The 17,601-nt window shown below is 46.9% G+C and carries 14 protein-coding genes; 7 read left to right on the top strand and 7 right to left on the bottom strand.

Features of this window, described 5'->3' with window-relative positions:
* Positions 1 to 63: 63 nt before the first annotated feature.
* The 3 genes from yidD to rpmH form a co-directional block, all read right to left on the bottom strand.
* The gene (yidD, locus tag J3491_RS01985; RefSeq protein ID WP_207969032.1) at positions 64 to 429 is read right to left on the bottom strand and encodes a membrane protein insertion efficiency factor YidD; all 366 of its coding nucleotides are present in this window, start codon (positions 427 to 429) and stop codon (positions 64 to 66) included.
* A 1-nt stretch (position 430) separates the two neighbouring features.
* Positions 431 to 802, bottom strand: a complete 372-nt coding sequence (gene rnpA, locus J3491_RS01980; protein WP_207969031.1) for a ribonuclease P protein component — start codon at positions 800 to 802, stop codon at positions 431 to 433.
* A 199-nt stretch (positions 803 to 1,001) separates the two neighbouring features.
* Entirely contained in the window at positions 1,002 to 1,136 is a 135-nt protein-coding gene (gene rpmH, locus J3491_RS01975) for a 50S ribosomal protein L34 (protein WP_007394757.1), read from the bottom strand.
* Between the two features lie 618 nt (positions 1,137 to 1,754).
* Here rpmH and dnaA point away from each other — a divergent pair.
* The 5 genes from dnaA to J3491_RS01950 all read left to right on the top strand — a co-directional run bounded on the left by dnaA (position 1,755) and on the right by J3491_RS01950 (position 10,093).
* Positions 1,755 to 3,200 (top strand): chromosomal replication initiator protein DnaA, encoded by a 1,446-nt coding sequence (dnaA, locus tag J3491_RS01970; RefSeq protein WP_207969030.1) that lies wholly within the window; start codon positions 1,755 to 1,757, stop codon positions 3,198 to 3,200.
* Positions 3,201 to 3,564: 364 nt separating this feature from the next.
* Complete coding sequence (gene dnaN, locus J3491_RS01965) at positions 3,565 to 4,740, top strand: DNA polymerase III subunit beta (protein ID WP_207969029.1); 1,176 nt, start codon at positions 3,565 to 3,567, stop codon at positions 4,738 to 4,740.
* Positions 4,741 to 4,936: 196 nt separating this feature from the next.
* Complete coding sequence (gene recF / locus J3491_RS01960) at positions 4,937 to 6,166, top strand: DNA replication/repair protein RecF (RefSeq protein ID WP_207969028.1); 1,230 nt, start codon at positions 4,937 to 4,939, stop codon at positions 6,164 to 6,166.
* Between the two features lie 574 nt (positions 6,167 to 6,740).
* Positions 6,741 to 9,347, top strand: a complete 2,607-nt coding sequence (gene gyrB / locus J3491_RS01955; RefSeq protein WP_207969027.1) for a DNA topoisomerase (ATP-hydrolyzing) subunit B — start codon at positions 6,741 to 6,743, stop codon at positions 9,345 to 9,347.
* A 137-nt stretch (positions 9,348 to 9,484) separates the two neighbouring features.
* Positions 9,485 to 10,093, top strand: a complete 609-nt coding sequence (locus J3491_RS01950; protein ID WP_207969026.1) for a manganese efflux pump MntP — start codon at positions 9,485 to 9,487, stop codon at positions 10,091 to 10,093.
* 115 nt (positions 10,094 to 10,208) lie between these two features.
* Here J3491_RS01950 and rlmF read toward each other — a convergent pair whose 3' ends face one another.
* The gene (rlmF, locus tag J3491_RS01945; protein ID WP_207969025.1) at positions 10,209 to 11,231 is read right to left on the bottom strand and encodes a 23S rRNA (adenine(1618)-N(6))-methyltransferase RlmF; all 1,023 of its coding nucleotides are present in this window, start codon (positions 11,229 to 11,231) and stop codon (positions 10,209 to 10,211) included.
* Positions 11,232 to 11,296: 65 nt separating this feature from the next.
* Entirely contained in the window at positions 11,297 to 11,956 is a 660-nt protein-coding gene (locus J3491_RS01940; protein ID WP_207969024.1) for a LysE family translocator, read from the bottom strand.
* A 172-nt stretch (positions 11,957 to 12,128) separates the two neighbouring features.
* On the opposite strand from J3491_RS01940, the gene J3491_RS01935 reads away from it, so the two are divergent.
* Both J3491_RS01935 and J3491_RS01930 read left to right on the top strand, forming a co-directional pair.
* The gene (locus J3491_RS01935; protein WP_207969023.1) at positions 12,129 to 12,932 is read left to right on the top strand and encodes a crotonase/enoyl-CoA hydratase family protein; all 804 of its coding nucleotides are present in this window, start codon (positions 12,129 to 12,131) and stop codon (positions 12,930 to 12,932) included.
* A gap of 63 nt (positions 12,933 to 12,995) precedes the next feature.
* A complete protein-coding gene (locus J3491_RS01930) occupies positions 12,996 to 14,156 on the top strand; it encodes a MalY/PatB family protein (RefSeq protein ID WP_207969022.1) in 1,161 nt (386 codons plus the stop codon).
* A gap of 39 nt (positions 14,157 to 14,195) precedes the next feature.
* Here the strand turns inward: J3491_RS01930 and J3491_RS01925 are convergent, their stop codons facing one another.
* Together J3491_RS01925 and J3491_RS01920 are read right to left on the bottom strand one after the other, a co-directional pair.
* A complete protein-coding gene (locus J3491_RS01925; protein ID WP_207969021.1) occupies positions 14,196 to 15,761 on the bottom strand; it encodes an FGGY-family carbohydrate kinase in 1,566 nt (521 codons plus the stop codon).
* Positions 15,762 to 15,810: 49 nt separating this feature from the next.
* Positions 15,811 to 17,457 (bottom strand): glycerol-3-phosphate dehydrogenase/oxidase, encoded by a 1,647-nt coding sequence (locus J3491_RS01920; RefSeq protein ID WP_207969020.1) that lies wholly within the window; start codon positions 17,455 to 17,457, stop codon positions 15,811 to 15,813.
* Positions 17,458 to 17,601: the final 144 nt, after the last annotated feature.

Raw genomic sequence — 17,601 nt, 5'->3', positions numbered from 1 at the left:
AGAGTGTGGATAACTTGTGGGTAACTAAAGCGTTACCCTCGGCCAACCCAAGCGCAGGTTTGCTCAGAGCATGCTCATTAGATGGTTTAAACGTGAAACATAGCTTGTGGTGTCTCTAAATATATACAAGCCTTGAGCAGTATGCCGAGCAGGGGATAAATATTGATAATGATAACTAGACAACGGTAACGGCACAAAATCAACGCCATGTCCGCCTAAAGGGTGACAGCGACTTAGACGCTTTAATAGCAGCCAGCTACCCGACCACCCCCCATGCCATGCCAACGCCTGCTTGCCATAGTTCGAGCACGTTGGATAATAACGACAGCGCGCCGGTATGATAGGGCTTATTATCTTTTGGTAAAAAACAATGAAATAATAAATAAACTTATAAAAAAAACTATTTACTTTTTTCATTAAAAAACCCATTTTATTTTATTTCTATTTTTTTAAAAATATTATTTATTTGATTTTTTAACTCTGTATTATCTATACCTTTTAAGGGTTTTTTTATTATAAAAACAATATCTTTATTTTCTAGATTAAAAAACTTGATACGAAACTGCTCACGTATTTGGCGTTTGATTAGATTGCGCATCACGGCCGTGGGTACTTTGCGCTTGGTGATCGCCATACCTACGCGTGCACCTTCATGCGTGTTAGTACGTACAAACGCCATCAAATGGCTTTGATGAAGTTTACGCTCTGGCGCATCAAACACCTCTTTGAACGCTGTAGGCGTGAGCAGGCGCTGCGCTTTGGTAAAGCGAGCATTGGGGGTCACTAAAGCAGTATGGGGCATAATTAACCTAGTTTTAGAGCTTACGATGGTAGCAAGAATAATAGCGTAAATATCAAAGCAAAGTATAGAGACAAAAAAAGCGCCGATATAGGCGCTTTTAATATATGACGATGTGTTAGTTGTGAAGACTGACTATCGCAATCTATAATTAATAGAAACACAACAAGCACATATGGCCATGCTTATCGCTATCTACTGATTATACAGTAAGGCGATGACGTCCTTTAGCGCGGCGACGGGCTAAGACCTGACGGCCTTTTTTAGTTGCCATACGTGCACGGAAACCGTGAGTACGTTTACGCTTGATCACGCTTGGTTGGAATGTACGTTTCATAACTCACCTATCAAAATAATGGGACTAAATTCGTAATAGCGGAGGATTATACCATTCCCTATTATTTTGGTCAATAAACTAATTTGCTTTATGAAATTATCGTTGAATCCGGTAAAGACCTCTGTGCGTCTCAAATAATTTAGATACTTAAACATAATTTATCTAGTAGTAACTGTCAACCAAACAGATATTTAAGGGTCTCAAAATCGTTTAGTTATCCACAGTTTTCTGCCAACTCCATAATAATTAATTATTAATATATATAGATATTGTTGTTATTGGGGACGGTTTTTTCTGTGGTTAACTTGTTATTTCTATTTTATATCAGTTGTTTGTGCTATGGGTAAGGTTGTGGATAACTTGTGTATGGATTATGGATAACTGAGTGTTTTTACTTATCCCCAAAAGTATCCACAGCCTTATCCCCAAAATAGAGGATGTTATCCACAGGCAATTTGTGGTAGATTATCACCTTGTTTGGCGGACAAGAGACAGCATGTGGCTGTCTTTTTATTTGATCATCAAAAGCGAGCAAAAATATCGATGCTGGTAGTAGCAAAAGGCTTGCCTCTGGTGTCAGTTTGCTGGGGATTTGATATTAACGAGGTAATGGGTTTCATGATAGATACAGCCACTATTTGGGATAAATGCCTAAATGACTTGCGTTACAGCGTCAAGGACAACGTATTTACCATGTGGTTACGGCCACTATCAGCGCATCAAGAGGCCAGTAGTTTAATTATTCTTGCGCCCAATGATTATTTTGTAACTTACATCAAAAAAAATCATTTACAAGATATTCAGCAGTTGGTAGCTAAGCACAGCCAAGGCAGTATCGAAGAAGTGGTGGTGCGTGTAGACAATGCTGGTCGTCAGGTAGAAAACAACCCACAAGCGCAGTCAGGCTCTCTGTTTGCAGAGGATATCCCCTCCCCTACCCTTACTGACCAAAATTTTCAGACCGCGCATCATCATATGGCAAAGGCTGACATCGATACCAATACGCGTCAGGCAGAATTAATTGGCTCTGCTGATGCAAAATCGCTTAGCTATCTCAACCCTGACTTCACCTTTGAGACCTTTGTCACTGGTAAGTCTAACAATTTGGCTTATAAAGCCTGTTATGAGCTTGGAAAACGTCAGTCAAAAAACCGGCACAATCCTTTATTTATATATGGGCCTTCTGGTTTGGGAAAAACGCATTTAATGCATTCTGTTGCACATCGCTATTTAAAAAATAATCAAAGTTTTTATTATTTCACTTCTGAAAAGTTTATTAATCAATTAGTTTATTCATTAAGAAATAATAAAATAGAAGATTTTAAGAAAAAAATAAAAAAAGTAGATTTATTGATTGTGGATGATATTCATGTATTGGCTGGAAAGACGAAAAGTAGTAATGAGTTTTTGACGTTATTTGCTGACTTCACAAGTGGTGATAAACAGCTGATTTTGGCATCTGATAGACATCCCTCACAGATGACAGAGTTTGATGAGCGCTTTAGGTCGCGCTTTTCTTGGGGGCTGACGGTGGCTGTTGATCCGCCTGAGATTGATACACGTGTACAGATTTTGCAGAAAAAAGCGGCTTCTTATGGGATGACGTTGCCTAAAGAGTGTGCGCTGTTTATCGCGCAAAACGTCGTCTCTAATGTTAGGCGTTTAGAGGGCGCCCTAAACCAAGTATTTGCCAATGCCAACTTAACTGGCGCGCAAATCACACTAGAGATGGTGCAATATGCCCTAAAAGATATCGTTGCCATGCGTGTACAAGCAGTCAATATGGACAACATCCGCAAAATCGTCGCTGAATATTATGATGTGACGGTAAAAGACATCATGGGGCGCAAGCGTACCCGCAGTATCGCAAGACCGAGGCAGATAGCCATGGCTTTGTCACGTGAGCTGACGGGTGATAGTTTTCCAGAGATTGGTCAGTCGTTTGGCGGCCGTGACCATACGACAGTGATGCATGCTTGTGATAAGGTCAATGAGCTGCGTGCAGCAGACCCAGCGTTTGATAAGGATTACAAGACGCTAGCCCTTATGTTGCAAGCAGGTTAGCAGCTCTCAGTCTTACTATGTTTTAGCGCCATGATATGGTTTATACTATAGTCAATCCGACATACCAGTAGGACAGCACCTATTTTAAATTAGTTTAACTCTATCAATGTCTAGGCAGACGTATGCTTTATAGATTATCGTCAGTAGACAGGGTATGATTAAGCTACTATTTGTATAGTCGATTCACTGTAAAAGCGATACAGTGCAGCTGGTATAATTTTGCCCAGCATCTGTCAGCGTAGATACAGCAAGCAAGGAAAGTTTGTACCAGTTGCACGTTCATATGAGTGTATCGATTTTATTTCGAACTGACTGTAGTTTGTTTTTTGTAAAAAAAGAATCCTTTAAATAAGAGTAACTAAGCATGCAATTATCGATTAATCGAGAGTCGTTACTAAAAGCTATTAATTTGATCGCCAAAGCTGCTGATAAGCGCCACAACATGGTCATTTTAGGCAATATTAAGTTGCAGCTATCTGAGTCGCAACTGATCTTGACGGCGTCTGACCTAGAGGTCGAGCTGACATCGACATTGAAATTGCCTGCCGGTGCTTGTGTTGCCGCAGGGACGACCACGTTGCCTGCCACTAAGTTAAAAGATATTTGTAAATCGCTGCCAGCTCAAGCTCAGATCAATTTGACCACGCAAGAAAACGAGCGCTGTTTGCTGACCAGCGGCAAAAGCCGCTTCACTTTGGGCACATTGCCAAGTGAAGACTATCCAAGCCTAGGCAATCCAGAGAACATCACGCCGCTGATCATCAGTCGTAGTCGTCTGACGGATCTGATTCACAAGACTCAGTTTGCGATGGCTATCCAAGATGTACGCTACTATCTGACTGGTATGTTGTTCGATGTCTCTCAGCAGCAGCTGACCACGGTGGCCACCGATGGGCACAGATTGGCATTGGCGCGTAGTGTGATCGATGTCAGCAGCGACCTAAATATGCAAGCTATTTTGCCGCGTAAAGCAGTCATTGAGCTTGAGCGCTTGGCCTCTGAGCTGGGTAAAATGCTGAGTGATAAAGACAATCCTGTCACTCTAAGCTTTGGCCGTGAGTTTTTGCAAGTAAGCTTGCCATTTGGTGAGGTGGATAGTGCAGGGCAGGTCAGTGATGATTTGGTAGTGACTTTTACCGCGCGCCTGATCGATGGGAAATTTCCTGATTACCGCCGCGTCATGCCGAGCAATACGGATAAGTTGGCGCTGTTTAATCAAGAAAAAATGACAGAAGTACTGCGCCGTGTGGCGATTTTGAGTAATGAAAAATCTCGCGGTGTGGTTTTTAATTTTGCCACCGACGGTATGGTCGAGGTACGCGCCAACAACGCTGAGCAAGACGAAGCGGTCGAGGTAATTCAGGCGAAATATCAAGGTGAGCCGATGGAGCTGTCGTTTAATGCCGCGTATCTACAAGACGTATTGGGCGTCATCCAAGGCGATGTACAAATGCATATGAGTCAATCCAATGCCTCGGTGCTGGTCAATCAGCTAGGTGATGAGTTTCATCAGTATGTGATTATGCCAATGCGTATTTAGTGTTCGCAGCTTATCCCCACTAAAAACAACGTACACGTGATTTTAACAGTATTACTAAGGCTGTTTTTTGCCAATTTAGATCAAAAACAGGCCTTAGTAAACTCTAAGCTTTCGACTCAAATGAATTCTAAAACCCTTCTTTTACCAAACGTTTATCTGCTAGTTTAAGCGTTTTTAATAGGCGGCTGTCGCTATCATGATTGAACGTCTACAAATCTCAAATTTGCGTAATCTTACGCAGGTCAATTTGCACACTGCCGCCTGTAACGTGATGATTGGTGCCAATGGCAGCGGCAAAACCTCGTTGCTTGAAGCCATATTTTTGTTGTCAAGAGGCAAAAGCTTTCGCCATCATCAGCCTAAACGTTACATTCAGCATCATCAACATACTGCCACCGTTCATGCGCGCTTGAGCGATGGCAATACATTGGCGATCCAAAAGCAAGCCGATGCCACAACGCTGCTGCGGCTCAATCAAAGCACTGTCTATAATCAAAGCATCTTGACTGAGCAACTACCGACACTATTGATTGATCCTTCTAGTATGGACATGCTAGAGCAGGGCAGCGCCAGTCGTCGCCAGTTGTTAGACTGGCTAGTGTTTCACATGAAACAAGGATTCCACCCGCAGTGGCTGGCATATCAGCGCCTGCTAAAACAGCGCAATAGTTTATTAAAAAAAAGTAAGCATTTAACGCACGTACAGCTTGCTGAGCTGAGGTCTTGGGATAAAGGGCTTGGCAATCATGCCGCGCTTATTCACCATTATCGTCAGCACGTGTTTACAAAGTGGCAGCCCTTCTTTGCCGACAGCATCGCTCAGCTGTTGCCGAGTTACGCCGAGCAGCTGAGTCTAAGCTACCATGCAGGTTACGATACCGATGTGGCGCTAGAGGTGCAACTTGGTGAGCGCTTAGAGCAAGACTTGCAGTTGGGTTATACCCGTATCGGCAATCATCGCGCTGATATCCATGTCCATTGGCGCTCTAATGATGCCCTAGCAGCCAACGATACCATGCCACCTGACAAGCTACCTGCTGGCTCGGGCAGCAAGCAGGTAGTCGCTGACACCTTACCGATACTAAAAGAGCAGGCGGCAAATGTCTTGTCTCGCGGCGAAAAAAAGCTACTCATCACTGCGCTACGTTTATCACAATTGTCTTTATTGTTGCAGACGGATGCCACGACACAAGCAAATACCAATGAAAACGAAAGGGTGCTCACCGCCACACCAGTGGTACTACTTGATGATATCACCGCCGAGCTGGATGAGAGAGCGATAGAGATATTATTATCCACGTTAGCCAAACTGCCTTGTCAGGTGTTTATGAGCAGCTTGACCGCTGATATCACGCCTATGGTCAACGGTTTATGGTCAAATCCTATGATGTTTCATGTGAAACAAGGGCAGGTTTTTCCTTTCTAATAGCGCTAAATCTTGTCAAGCAGCCGCAATGAGTTTAACTATATCATCTGCGTTATTTTCTGATTTGACTATCATACTCAACGGCACTTTATCTCATTTTTATGATCATTTTGAAATGAGGACACGCCATAGGTTTTATTAAAATATCGTCCATCCTAGTATGACTGTCCAAAGCAATAAAACGACCAGTAAACAGTGACTTAGAGGCAAAAAAATGCTAAAATAGGGCTTTATTTTTGTCCTGTTCTCAGCAAGTTGTTTTGTAGCGTCACGTAGTGGTTTTTAAGTTTTCAACTGTTTTTAAGTTTATGATAATAAACATGTTTTATTTACTTCTTTAGCTTTGATAAGACATAAAAGAGCAGAAGTTAATAGCAAGAAGATAAAACATGGGTTTTAAGCTTGGCTTAAAGTAAGAAAGCTTTTATAAGGTACTGGCGACTCGTACTTTGGCTCACGACATAGCGCTACTGGTGTTAACTCTACAGATTGGATTTGACATGATGTCATGCGGCTTCATCGTAGTGATGGGTCAATGGCAAACGGCTGATGATGGCTAGATTAAGGAATGCACATGAGTGATTCATTACCTAACGACCACGAGCAACTGACAGTCGGCAGCGTTGCCGCAACGACTGCTGCAGCGGAAGGAGTGCCTTCAGACTATAGCTCCAAAGATATTCGTGTACTTCGCGGCCTAGAGGCGGTGCGCGTACGTCCTGGCATGTATATTGGTGATACCGATGATGGCACAGGCTTGCACCATATGGTCTTTGAGGTGGTGGATAACTCTATCGATGAGGCGCTGGCGGGGCACTGTGATCAGATTGATATTATCATTCATGAAGATGAGTCGGTCAGTATCATGGACAACGGGCGCGGTGTGCCTGTCGACATCCACCCAGAAGAAGGCGTGTCGGCCGCTCAGGTGATCATGACGGTACTACACGCTGGTGGTAAGTTCGATGACAACAGCTATAAAGTCTCGGGCGGCTTGCATGGTGTCGGCGTTTCAGTCGTCAACGCTTTATCAAAAAAGCTGGAGATGAATATCTGGCGTGAAGGCTATCATTACCATCAGACTTATACCGATGGCGTGCCTGATGCCGATATCGAGCAACTAGAAGCGACCGATAAGACCGGCACACAGATTCGTTTTTATCCTAGCGATGAGGTGTTTACTGGCACCATCTTTGAGTACGATATTTTAGCCAAACGCTTACGCGAGCTGTCTTTTCTTAACTCAGGGGTGCGCATTGTCTTGACTGATGAGCGTATCGACAAGCGCCATGAGTTTGAGCACAAAGGTGGCTTGTCAGAGTTTGTCAGCTATATCAACGCAGGCAAAGAAGGCATCAACGAGGTTTTTCATTTTACCAGTGAGCAAGACGACGGTATCACGGTCGAAGTGGCGCTGCAATGGACGGATACCTATAACGAAAAAGTACTGTGCTTTACCAATAACATCCCGCAGCGTGATGGCGGTACGCACTTATCAGGGTTTCGCTCAGCGCTCACGCGTGGTCTAAACAGCTATATGGATCGCGAAAACCTGTTTAAGAAAGAAAAAGTCGCCGTCAGCGGTGATGATGCACGAGAAGGGTTAAGTGCGATTGTTTCTGTGAAGGTGCCTGATCCAAAATTCTCTAGCCAGACCAAAGACAAGCTGGTATCGAGCGAAGTCAAGTCAGCAGTCGAGTCGGCGATGCATGACAAGTTTAATGATTATTTGCTTGAAAACCCAACTGCGGCTAAAGCGATTGCCAATAAAATCATCGATGCCGCTAGAGCTCGTGATGCTGCCCGTAAAGCGCGTGAGATGACGCGCCGCAAGACCACGTTGGATATCGCTGGTCTGCCTGGTAAGTTGGCAGACTGCCAAGAAAAAGATCCGTCACTATCAGAGCTATACATCGTGGAGGGGGACTCTGCGGGCGGTAGCGCTAAGCAAGGCCGTAGCCGTAAAACTCAGGCTATCTTGCCACTCAAGGGTAAGATCTTGAACGTCGAGCGCGCGCGTTTTGATAAGATGCTGTCATCTGCTGAAGTGGGCAACTTAATTACCGCGCTTGGCTGCGGTATTGGCCCTGATGAGTATAACCCTGACAAGGTGCGCTATCACAAAATCATCATCATGACCGATGCCGACGTCGATGGCTCACACATTCGCACGCTACTGCTGACGTTCTTTTTCCGTCAAACGCCAGAGCTGATTGAGCGCGGTTATATTTATATCGCTCAGCCGCCATTGTATAAAGTCAAAAAAGGTCGCCAAGAGCTGTATCTAAAGGACGATGAAGCGCTCAAAGCTTATTTATTGTCATCGACGATCGATAATACTAAGCTGCATATCAGTGCCGATGCGCCTGCTATCACGGGTCAGGCGCTTGAGACATTACTAAATGACTATAACCAAACGCAGCTGATTAAGGCACGTTTGCAGATACGTTTCCCTGCAGTGATTTTGGATGCTTTGACGCACACGCCCAAGCTAAATACGGATATGACGTATGATAAGTCAGCCATGCAGGCGTGGAAAGACGCTATGCAGGCGCAGCTTGAGCAGTTCGGTAGTGAGTTAAGCCCTGAGATTGAGCTGGTCAATATCCATGAGCCGCAACCAGAAAATATGGACGCTGCTGCCGCTGATCTGCTGGGTATGACCGCTGCATTGACTGCTGATGAGAGTGAGTCGGCTGATAGCGATGCCTTGTCGACCAAGGCCCAGTGGCTACCGCGTATCACGGTGTATGTGCATCAGCTGGCGCATCATTATTTGCTTGATGCCAGCTTTATCAATTCGAGCGAGTATAGCAAGCTGCTGCGTTTATCAGCGGAGTGGAATACTTTGTTAGAAGATAGCGCCTTTATTCGCCGCGAAGCGGGTAGTGGCACCACCAAGGATATTCCTATCCGCGATTTTGATTATCTCTGGCAGCAAATGATGCTAGATGCCCGTCGCGGCTTGGCCATCCAGCGTTATAAAGGACTGGGCGAGATGAACGCCGACCAGTTATGGGATACGACGATGGATCCTGAAAACCGCCGTATGCTACGCGTCACTATCGAAGATGCCATCGCAGCCGATCATATGTTTACCTGCTTGATGGGCGATCATGTCGAGCCACGCCGCGTGTTTATCGAGGAAAACGCGCTTACAGTGTCTAATCTTGATATTTAGGCATTAGCCACCGCGTAAGATATAGAAAATACCGCTTTGATACACATTGCGGTATTTTTTTAATAATAAGTTTGTTTCACGTGAAACTTTCGCAAGTAAATTGTCATAAGCTGGCAATTCTAATTAATGGACATCAAATGATCGAAGTACTGTTACTCGCTATTGCGCTAGCGATGGATGCTTTTGCGGTGTCGATAGGACTGGGCGCTAAATCCCAACAACAAAACCCACGCTATACCTTGCGTTTGGCTATTTATGCTGCGTTATATTTTGGTATTGCGCAAGGCGTGATGCCACTTATCGGCTATTTATTAGGCGCGGCACTGTTAGGTTGGCTCGCCACTGCTGCGCCTTGGATCGGTGGATTTATTCTTATCGGACTGGGTAGCAAGATGCTCTATGAAGTATTCTTAGCAGATGAGGGTGAGACTGTAGATAAGGGGCTGCGAGTAAGTAATGAAGCGGCTGCTATAAACGATAGCCGAAAGAAAAACATCAGTCATCGCACCATGTTTACCCTCGCGATTGCCACCAGTATCGATGCGATGGCTGCTGGTTTTACCTTAAACTTGCTCGCTCTTAATGCGTGGCTAGCGTGTGTAATCATTGCGATTGTCACGGCTGTTTTTAGTGCGTTTGGTATCTGTCTGGGTAAAAAATCAGGTACCTATCTTGAGGACAAAGCAGAAGCGCTCGGCGGGTTTGTACTTATACTCATCGGCTTAAAGGTCATGTTTGTTGGCTAGAGCATGCCCCCAATTAAATCGATATGGCCATCTAAATAGATTAAAAAAAACCGCTTTGATAGCCAAAGCGGTTTTTCGTTTCACGTGAAACGTTAGCATTACGCTTTGGCAATAATTACGCTTCGTCAGTATCAAAACGCCAAGCTAAGACCCGCGTGCTCTTTTGCCCTTGGCTCATCTCGATAATACGCATCTGTGCCACACCCAGCTGTTTTAGCAGCAGTTGTAGCGGTTTTACGTTTTCGGACTTTGAGACCAAACTGGTAAACCAGCCTACATGCGCAGCAAACTGTTGGCTTTCTCTTATCATATTACTCAAAAAAGCAATCTCACCGCCCTCAGACCATAGCTCTTTGTGCTGACCACCAAAGTTGAGGTTTTGCGCGGCATTGCCTGACTTGGTGGAGTGGCGACTGATTTGCGCGCTTTCGTTTTTGCCGCGATGGCGCTGCAAGTTGTGCTGCTTGCGGCTATTGGCTTGCATCGCTTCGTCTAATGAAGCATGAAAAGGCGGGTTGCATACCACTACATCAAAGTAGTCCTGCCGACCAATGATGTTTTTAAAGATATAGTTTGGCTCAGGTTGCAGCTTAACCTTGATCGTACCCTTGAGCTTGGGATTGGCCTGACAAATCACGCTGGCGGTATTGACAGAAACCGGATCGATGTCGCTTGCAGTAAAGCGCCAGCCATAGCTTTGGCTACCGATGATGGGATAAATGGCGCTGGCACCAGTGCCGATATCGAGCGCGTGCACCTCTTTACCCGTGGGCGGCGTTTGGTCGTCATTACTATGCGTGGTTTGTGTGAGTAAGTCGGCGATATAGTGAATATAATCGGCGCGACCTGGGATAGGTGGGCATAAATAGCCCTCAGGAATATCCCAAAACTTTACACCATAATAGTGCGCGAGCAGTGCTTGATTGAGCACGCGTACGGCTTTGGCATCAGAGAAATTAATCGTCGGCTCGCCATTGGGGTTGCTGATGGTATGGTCGGCGAGCGCAGGTAGCGCACGGGTCAATACAGCAAAGTCGTAGCGACCCTGATGCGGGTTGCGCGGATGCAGCTTGCCAAGTTTTTTGGCGGTCGCAGGCGAGCGGTTTTTATGTTTAGAGTTTGCAGGGGTGCTGGTCATAGTCAGTGGCTTTGATGTTTGGATATAATCGACCAGTTTAGCAGATTTCGAGGATAACAAATGTGTTATCGGCTGCGTAAAATCAGGTTTAGTCCCAAGGCGATCATCGCGCTGCCTAAAATGCGATCTATCCAATGCTCCACGCGGCCAAAACGCTTGAGAATGACAGGAATGGACAATAACATCACCACGGTGCTAAACCACGCCATCTGTAGCACCATCATCCAAACACCATAAATCGATAACTGCCACAGCGGGATATCAGGCGACAACACCAAGGTAAATATCGCGACAAAATACACCGGCGCTTTGGGATTAAACACATTACAAAAAAAGCCGCGGCGCAAGGTAGCGAGGGTTGAGTCGTCTTTGAAGACGTCTTGCGCTGGATGTTTGCTAGGTCTCTGCTGTGGAACGTTTATGGCTAAATCGGAGGTAGGCTTAGCCCCAATCCCTTGCCAACCGAGATACATCAGATAAGCACCGCCAAGCCACTTGATAGCGGTGAGTAGTGGCTGCGAATGGGCAATCACCGTTGCCAATCCTAATACAGAGTAGGTAATGTGTACCGCAAGCCCTAGGGTGATACCGAGACTACAAATCAATCCAGTGCGTCGTCCCTTAGACAATGTCTGCTGTGAGACCAAGACAAAGTCAGGGCCAGGAGAGGCAGCCGCCAGTAAGTGAACGCTGGTGATCAGTAGAAAGCCGTGCCAAAATTCCATAAGATACTCGTAAATTGTCATGTTTGTCGACAGTCTCATGATGGTGGCAGTTATTAGAATCGCGGTCAACTGCTATTCATTTTGTACGGCGTTTAGTACGGCCACTTGTGTAATCGCGATAGGGTGTCTATATTAAAAGCACACTTGCTAGATCAATAAAAGGGACAAGATCATGGCCACACAAAGCAATAGCAGCACAGACAATCGCATCACTTATGAGACCGACGGCTACATTTGTCTCATCGGCCTCAATCGCGCCGACAAACGCAATGCCTTTGATAGTCATATGATCAAACAGCTCTCCCAAGCACTTACCCGCTACGACAGCGACGATAATCTACGCTGTGCGCTGATATTTGCCCATGGCGAGCACTTTACCGCTGGCCTTGATCTGATGGAGCTGCAAGATAAATGGGACAAAGGCGCGTTTGAATTTAATGATAATGAAATCGACCCATGGGGCATAGGTGGTAAATTTCGCAGCAAACCTGTGGTGGTGGCGATACAAGGTACCTGCTTTACCGCAGGCATTGAGCTGATGCTTAACAGTGACGTGGTTATCGCAAGCGATAATTGCAACTTTGCGCAGATGGAGGTGCAGCGCGGTATCATGCCCTTTGGCGGGGCGACAGTACGCTTTGTCGCGGCGGCGGGCTGGCAAAAAGCCATGCCGTATCTGCTTACCGGTAAAAACTTTGACGCACAAACCGCCGATAAACTGAACCTAGTTAGCGAAGTTGTGCCAAATGGCGAGGAATATCAGCGCGCGCTAACGATTGTCAAAGAGATTTGCACAGCCGCACCACTTGGCGTACAAAGGCTGCTATCCTCTGCGCAAGATGCCAGCCGTAATGGCGCAAAATCAGCGCTGGCCAATATCCACGGTTATCTACCGCATCTGTTTCACTCACAGGACGCAAAGGAGGGCGCGATGGCGATGGTTGAGCGCCGCGCGCCGGAGTTTAAAGGGCGTTAAAAGCCTTTGCTAAACCTTTCATAATAAACAGTAAAGCTTTGGGTTCTATAAAGGATAATGCCAATGCAATATAACTTTGATGAGATAATCGATAGAAGCAATACAGGGTCGGTCAAATGGCACTATAGTGATGACACTATTCCGCTGTGGGTCGCCGATATGGACTTTAGAGCAGCGCCGCCTATCTTGGCTAGCGTACAGCGCGCGGCCGATTACGGCATCTTGGGTTATACCAAACCGACCGGCGCTTTGTATGAGGCGATTATCAACTGGCATAGCAATCGTTATGGCTTGGATCTGACACAGGATAATATCTTATTTTCGCCAGGGGTGGTGCCAAGTCTTGCGCTGATGATGCATGTCTTTACCGACGTAGGCGACGCGGTACTGGTCAATGATCCCATTTATACACCGTTTATGACTAAGGTGCAGCAAAATAATCGCAAGCTTGTGACCTCGGCACTAAAGGAAGTCGATGGTAAGTATCAGCTCGATCTAACCGATATCGAAGCTAAAATAGTGGCGCATAAGGTTAAGCTATATCTATTATGCAACCCGCATAATCCGGGCGGGCGCGTCTGGACGGCTGATGAGCTTAAAGCGCTGCTGGCGCTGTGTCAAAAGCACAATGTCGCCATCGTCAGTGATGAGATTCATCAAGATTTAACCTTGACTGGTCATACCTTTACGCCTTTCTTAAAATTAGCAGAAGCAGAAAATTACGCGCACAAGGTGGTGAGTCTCACCTCAATGACCAAAACCTTTAACGTGGCCGGTATCAAAGGCTCGATGATCTTTGCCAAAGATGAGACGCTACTTAAAAAAACTAGTCAGCAGCAACAGTTAAATGATGAATATGAGCTAAACCTATTTGCCTATACGGTGATGCAAAGCGCATATGAGCATGGCGAGGAATGGCTTACGCAGATGCTGGCTTATATCGAAAGCAATATTGAGATCACGCTAGACTTCTTAGCAGGGCATCTGCCTGATATCAAGGTCATGCGCCCAGAAGCCTCGTATTTAATTTGGCTCGATTGTTCGGCGTACTTTGATGACGATCAAGTGCTGTATGACAAGCTGCGCGCGGCGAAAGTTGAGCTAAATTCTGGTATCAAATATGGCCGCGAGGGACACCTTAAAATGCGGATTAACGTAGCGTGTCCGAAAACGCTGCTGCGTGAGGGATTAAATCGGGTGTATGCAGCGTTTATGGATGATTAATAAGCAGACTTAATGATATTAATATATAGAATATGAATATCATTTAACCGGATATCCTGTAATGTCTTGAATGCTTTGGTATAAGGGTTTTAGGCGCTCGTACATCTTGCGATAGACCTCGTTATACAGGCGCTTATAGAGTTGCACATTGGCTTTGATGGGGACGAATTCGTCGCCTAAATGGGTCATGGCGTCGCTTGCTGTCGCGTGGTCAGGATAGACGCCGAGACCCACCGCGCAGTTGATGGCTGCACCAAGGCCGGTGGACTCATAAGTGTGCGGGCGGTAGGCGGGCATGGCAAAGATGTCGGCGGTGAGCTGCATGGCGGCGTCGCTTTGAGAGCCGCCGCCTGAGACGCGCAGGTGTTTGATGGGTTTGCCAGTGCGCCTTGAAATGGTATCAAAACCAAGCTTGAGCTCATAAGCAAGCCCCTCCAAGATAGCGCGGTACACGTGCGCGCGGGTGTGCACATCGCCAAAGCCAATAAGTGCGCCTTTGCCCTCAAGCCCAGGATGACGGACGCCCGGTGACCAGTACGGCTGCATGATAAGTCCCATGCTGCCGGCTGGAATGCCTTTGACGGCGGTATCGAGGAGCTTTTCGGTGTCGATGCCTTGGGTTTTGGCAAGTTGTTGCTCGTAGTGGGCGAATTGTTCTTTAAACCAGCTGACCATCCAAAAGCCGCGATAAATCATGTATTCGTGATTGTAGTAATTTGGGGCGGCGGCGGTGTAGGCGGGCATGTGTTTGAGTATCTCGACATAGTCGGGGGAGATGGTATTGATAGTGGCGGTGGTACCAAAGCTAAGACACGCAGTATCGGCGGCAAGCCCCGCTGCGCCTAGAGCTTCGCAGGCTTTGTCACTGGCGGCGGCAATCATCGGCGTGCCCTCTGGGATGCCGGTGGCTTTGGCAGCTTTGGCGCTTATCTCACCGAGGGTTTGGCCTGGTGGGACAATTTTGGGCATTTGCTCGGGGGTACAGCTAAACAGCCGCCATTTCAGGGTGTTGGGTTTGAGCCATGTTTGCGCTTTGTAGTCATACGGCAAATAGCCGACCGAATGACCATTTGAGTCGATAAGTTCACCTACTAGCTGATAGGTGAGGTAGGCGGAGAGATTGACGTAGTGCGCGGTCTGCGCCCATATCTCAGGCTCGTTTTGCGCCAGCCAATTACAGCGCGCTTTTTGCTGGGCGTCCTTAACCAGCTCGCCCATGCCGATGATTTTAGTCAGCGAGTCAAGAAAGCCGATATCATGAGTGTCAGCGCGGCGTAAATCCATCCAAACGATAGCAGGACGTAGCGGCTGCTTGTCTTTATCAAGGCAAATCATGGTATAGCGCTGGGTGGCGAGACTGACGCCCGCGATTTGCTCAGGTTTAATATCGCAGCTTTGCCACAGGTTTTGGCAGGCCTCTGTCAGCTTTTGCCAATAGTAGTCGGCGTGCTGCTCGGCATAATTGGGCTGCTCGGAGAAATACGGCTCGATAGGCACGCGGGCTTTGGCGATCTCGCTGCCAAACTCATCAAAGATCAGCGCTCGCACGCTTTGCGTGCCGTTATCGATGGCTAAGAAATAGATGGGGTCGTGAGAGGTGGTCATAGTAGTCCTTTACTATGGGAGATATATAGTCTTTGAGGTAACCAAGGCACTAAGCCGCGGGTAAATGATAATAACGCTGCCATAACTCGCTATAGCGAGCGACTTCTTGCTGCCACTTTTGCTCATTCCAGCCCAGCTCTTGCTGGCAGATTTGCTTCAGTCTGGCGCTAATCAGCGGCGTCATCGCACCATGCGGGAGGATTAAGCCTAAGCGTGTACGCCGTAGCAGCAAATCATCTAAATGGATGACCTGCTCATAGCGCGCGGCAAAGCGAATCTCCGCCCAAATGGTGTTGCTATCAGTCACGTAAGCCAAATCATCGTCATGTGCTAGCGCTAATAAGTTATCGAGCTGCAGACCATAAAATCCTTGCAAGCGCTGCTGTAAGAGTTTTGGTAAAGTGGCAAATTTGGCATGAGTCGGCGTAGGATTGTTAAAGACTTGATCGCTATTCGTGTTTAAGTTTTGAGTAGCAGAGTCATCAAGGTCGAGCACTTCTTGACATTTTGCCAGCACATCAAGCGCAATCAGGCGAAAAGTGGTGAGCTTGCCGCCACTGACGGTCACCAGATTATTATCCAGCCAGACGCTATGATCGCGCTTTTCTTTACTGGGGCTAACGCGCTTACCATCACCGCCATCAGAGATCAGCGGACGCACGCCGGCCCACGTGCTGATGATATCTTCACGATTCAAGTCAGTTTCATTAAATAGCGAATTAGTCGCGTCTAATAAATAATCGACCTCTTCATTGGTAATGCCGACTTCTTGGTCATTAAGTGGCGGATGATCCAAGTCGGTGGTACCAAGTACCGTGCGGTTCTCCCACGGGAAGACGAACACCGCTCGTTTATCAGCAGGATGTAAAAAGGTGTAGGCTTGCTGAATTGGCAGACGCTCTTGACTGACGACCAAGTGGCTACCGCGTGAGGGACGGATTTGCTGATGAAAGCTGTGCCCGCTCTGGGCGCGCGCCTGCCTGCGCAGGGTATCGGCCCAAGCACCGGTAGCGCTGACCACCACTTTGGCATGGATGTCAAAAGTCTGATTGCTATTGTTAGAAGCCGTGTCTTTAAGCGTTGCACCGACGACTAAGCCTTGCTCATTAGTGAGTAATGATTCGGCTTTGAGATAATTAATCGCCTGCGCGCCGTCATGTACTGCTTCATCGAGTACGCGCATCACCAGCCGCGAGTCATCGGTGATCGCATCGCTAAATTGACTGGCACCCAAAAACTTATCTTGCTTGATATTAGGATTTAGCCGTAAAAAAGCGTCTTTTTTAAAGTATTTAAAATAGCGCTTGCCCGCTATCTTGTCGTAGACGCGCAGCAAGGTGTTAAATATCCACGGCGGCGGAAACTTGCCTTTGTAGTGCGGCATGACGTAGTGCATCTCATTGACCAGACCGCTTGCCTCGTCAAGCAACCGCTCGCGCTCGCGTACGCTAAGCAGTGTTGTTTTATAGTCGCCTGAGGCAATGTAGCGCAGGCCGCCATGCACCATTTTGCTCGAGCGGCTGGAGGTGCCCCACGCAAAGTCTTTTTGCTCAATTAATAATACAGATAAACCTCGGCGAGCCGCCTCGCGGGCAATGCCGGCACCTGTGATACCGCCACCGATAATGAGCATATCCCACGGTTTAGACCGCGCTAAAGGCGCAAGGGCTTGCTGGCGTTGTTTGCTTTGGTTCATAAGATTTTCTTCTTAATAACAATTTACTTTGACACCCAATGAAATAAATACGTTGAATAATGACGCGCGACTGATATTCATTTTTCTTGCGTGCTGTGCCTACGCCGACAGAGGCGGCGCAAAACAAATATCAGTCACGCTGTA

Source organism: Psychrobacter halodurans (genome assembly GCF_017498075.1).
Lineage (GTDB): Bacteria > Pseudomonadota > Gammaproteobacteria > Pseudomonadales > Moraxellaceae > Psychrobacter > Psychrobacter celer.
This window is presented reverse-complemented; position numbering and strand designations above follow the sequence as displayed.

What these genes read in the sequence shown, in the direction of transcription:
- yidD (WP_207969032.1), bottom strand. Translation starts at nt 429, where the DNA reads ATGGGTTTTTTAATGAAAAAAGTAAATAGTTTTTTTTATAAGTTTATT.
- rnpA (WP_207969031.1), bottom strand. Translation starts at nt 802, where the DNA reads ATGCCCCATACTGCTTTAGTGACCCCCAATGCTCGCTTTACCAAAGCG.
- rpmH (WP_007394757.1), bottom strand. Translation starts at nt 1,136, where the DNA reads ATGAAACGTACATTCCAACCAAGCGTGATCAAGCGTAAACGTACTCAC.
- dnaA (WP_207969030.1), top strand. Translation starts at nt 1,755, where the DNA reads ATGATAGATACAGCCACTATTTGGGATAAATGCCTAAATGACTTGCGT.
- dnaN (WP_207969029.1), top strand. Translation starts at nt 3,565, where the DNA reads ATGCAATTATCGATTAATCGAGAGTCGTTACTAAAAGCTATTAATTTG.
- recF (WP_207969028.1), top strand. Translation starts at nt 4,937, where the DNA reads ATGATTGAACGTCTACAAATCTCAAATTTGCGTAATCTTACGCAGGTC.
- gyrB (WP_207969027.1), top strand. Translation starts at nt 6,741, where the DNA reads ATGAGTGATTCATTACCTAACGACCACGAGCAACTGACAGTCGGCAGC.
- J3491_RS01950 (WP_207969026.1), top strand. Translation starts at nt 9,485, where the DNA reads ATGATCGAAGTACTGTTACTCGCTATTGCGCTAGCGATGGATGCTTTT.
- rlmF (WP_207969025.1), bottom strand. Translation starts at nt 11,231, where the DNA reads ATGACCAGCACCCCTGCAAACTCTAAACATAAAAACCGCTCGCCTGCG.
- J3491_RS01940 (WP_207969024.1), bottom strand. Translation starts at nt 11,956, where the DNA reads ATGGAATTTTGGCACGGCTTTCTACTGATCACCAGCGTTCACTTACTG.
- J3491_RS01935 (WP_207969023.1), top strand. Translation starts at nt 12,129, where the DNA reads ATGGCCACACAAAGCAATAGCAGCACAGACAATCGCATCACTTATGAG.
- J3491_RS01930 (WP_207969022.1), top strand. Translation starts at nt 12,996, where the DNA reads ATGCAATATAACTTTGATGAGATAATCGATAGAAGCAATACAGGGTCG.
- J3491_RS01925 (WP_207969021.1), bottom strand. Translation starts at nt 15,761, where the DNA reads ATGACCACCTCTCACGACCCCATCTATTTCTTAGCCATCGATAACGGC.
- J3491_RS01920 (WP_207969020.1), bottom strand. Translation starts at nt 17,457, where the DNA reads ATGAACCAAAGCAAACAACGCCAGCAAGCCCTTGCGCCTTTAGCGCGG.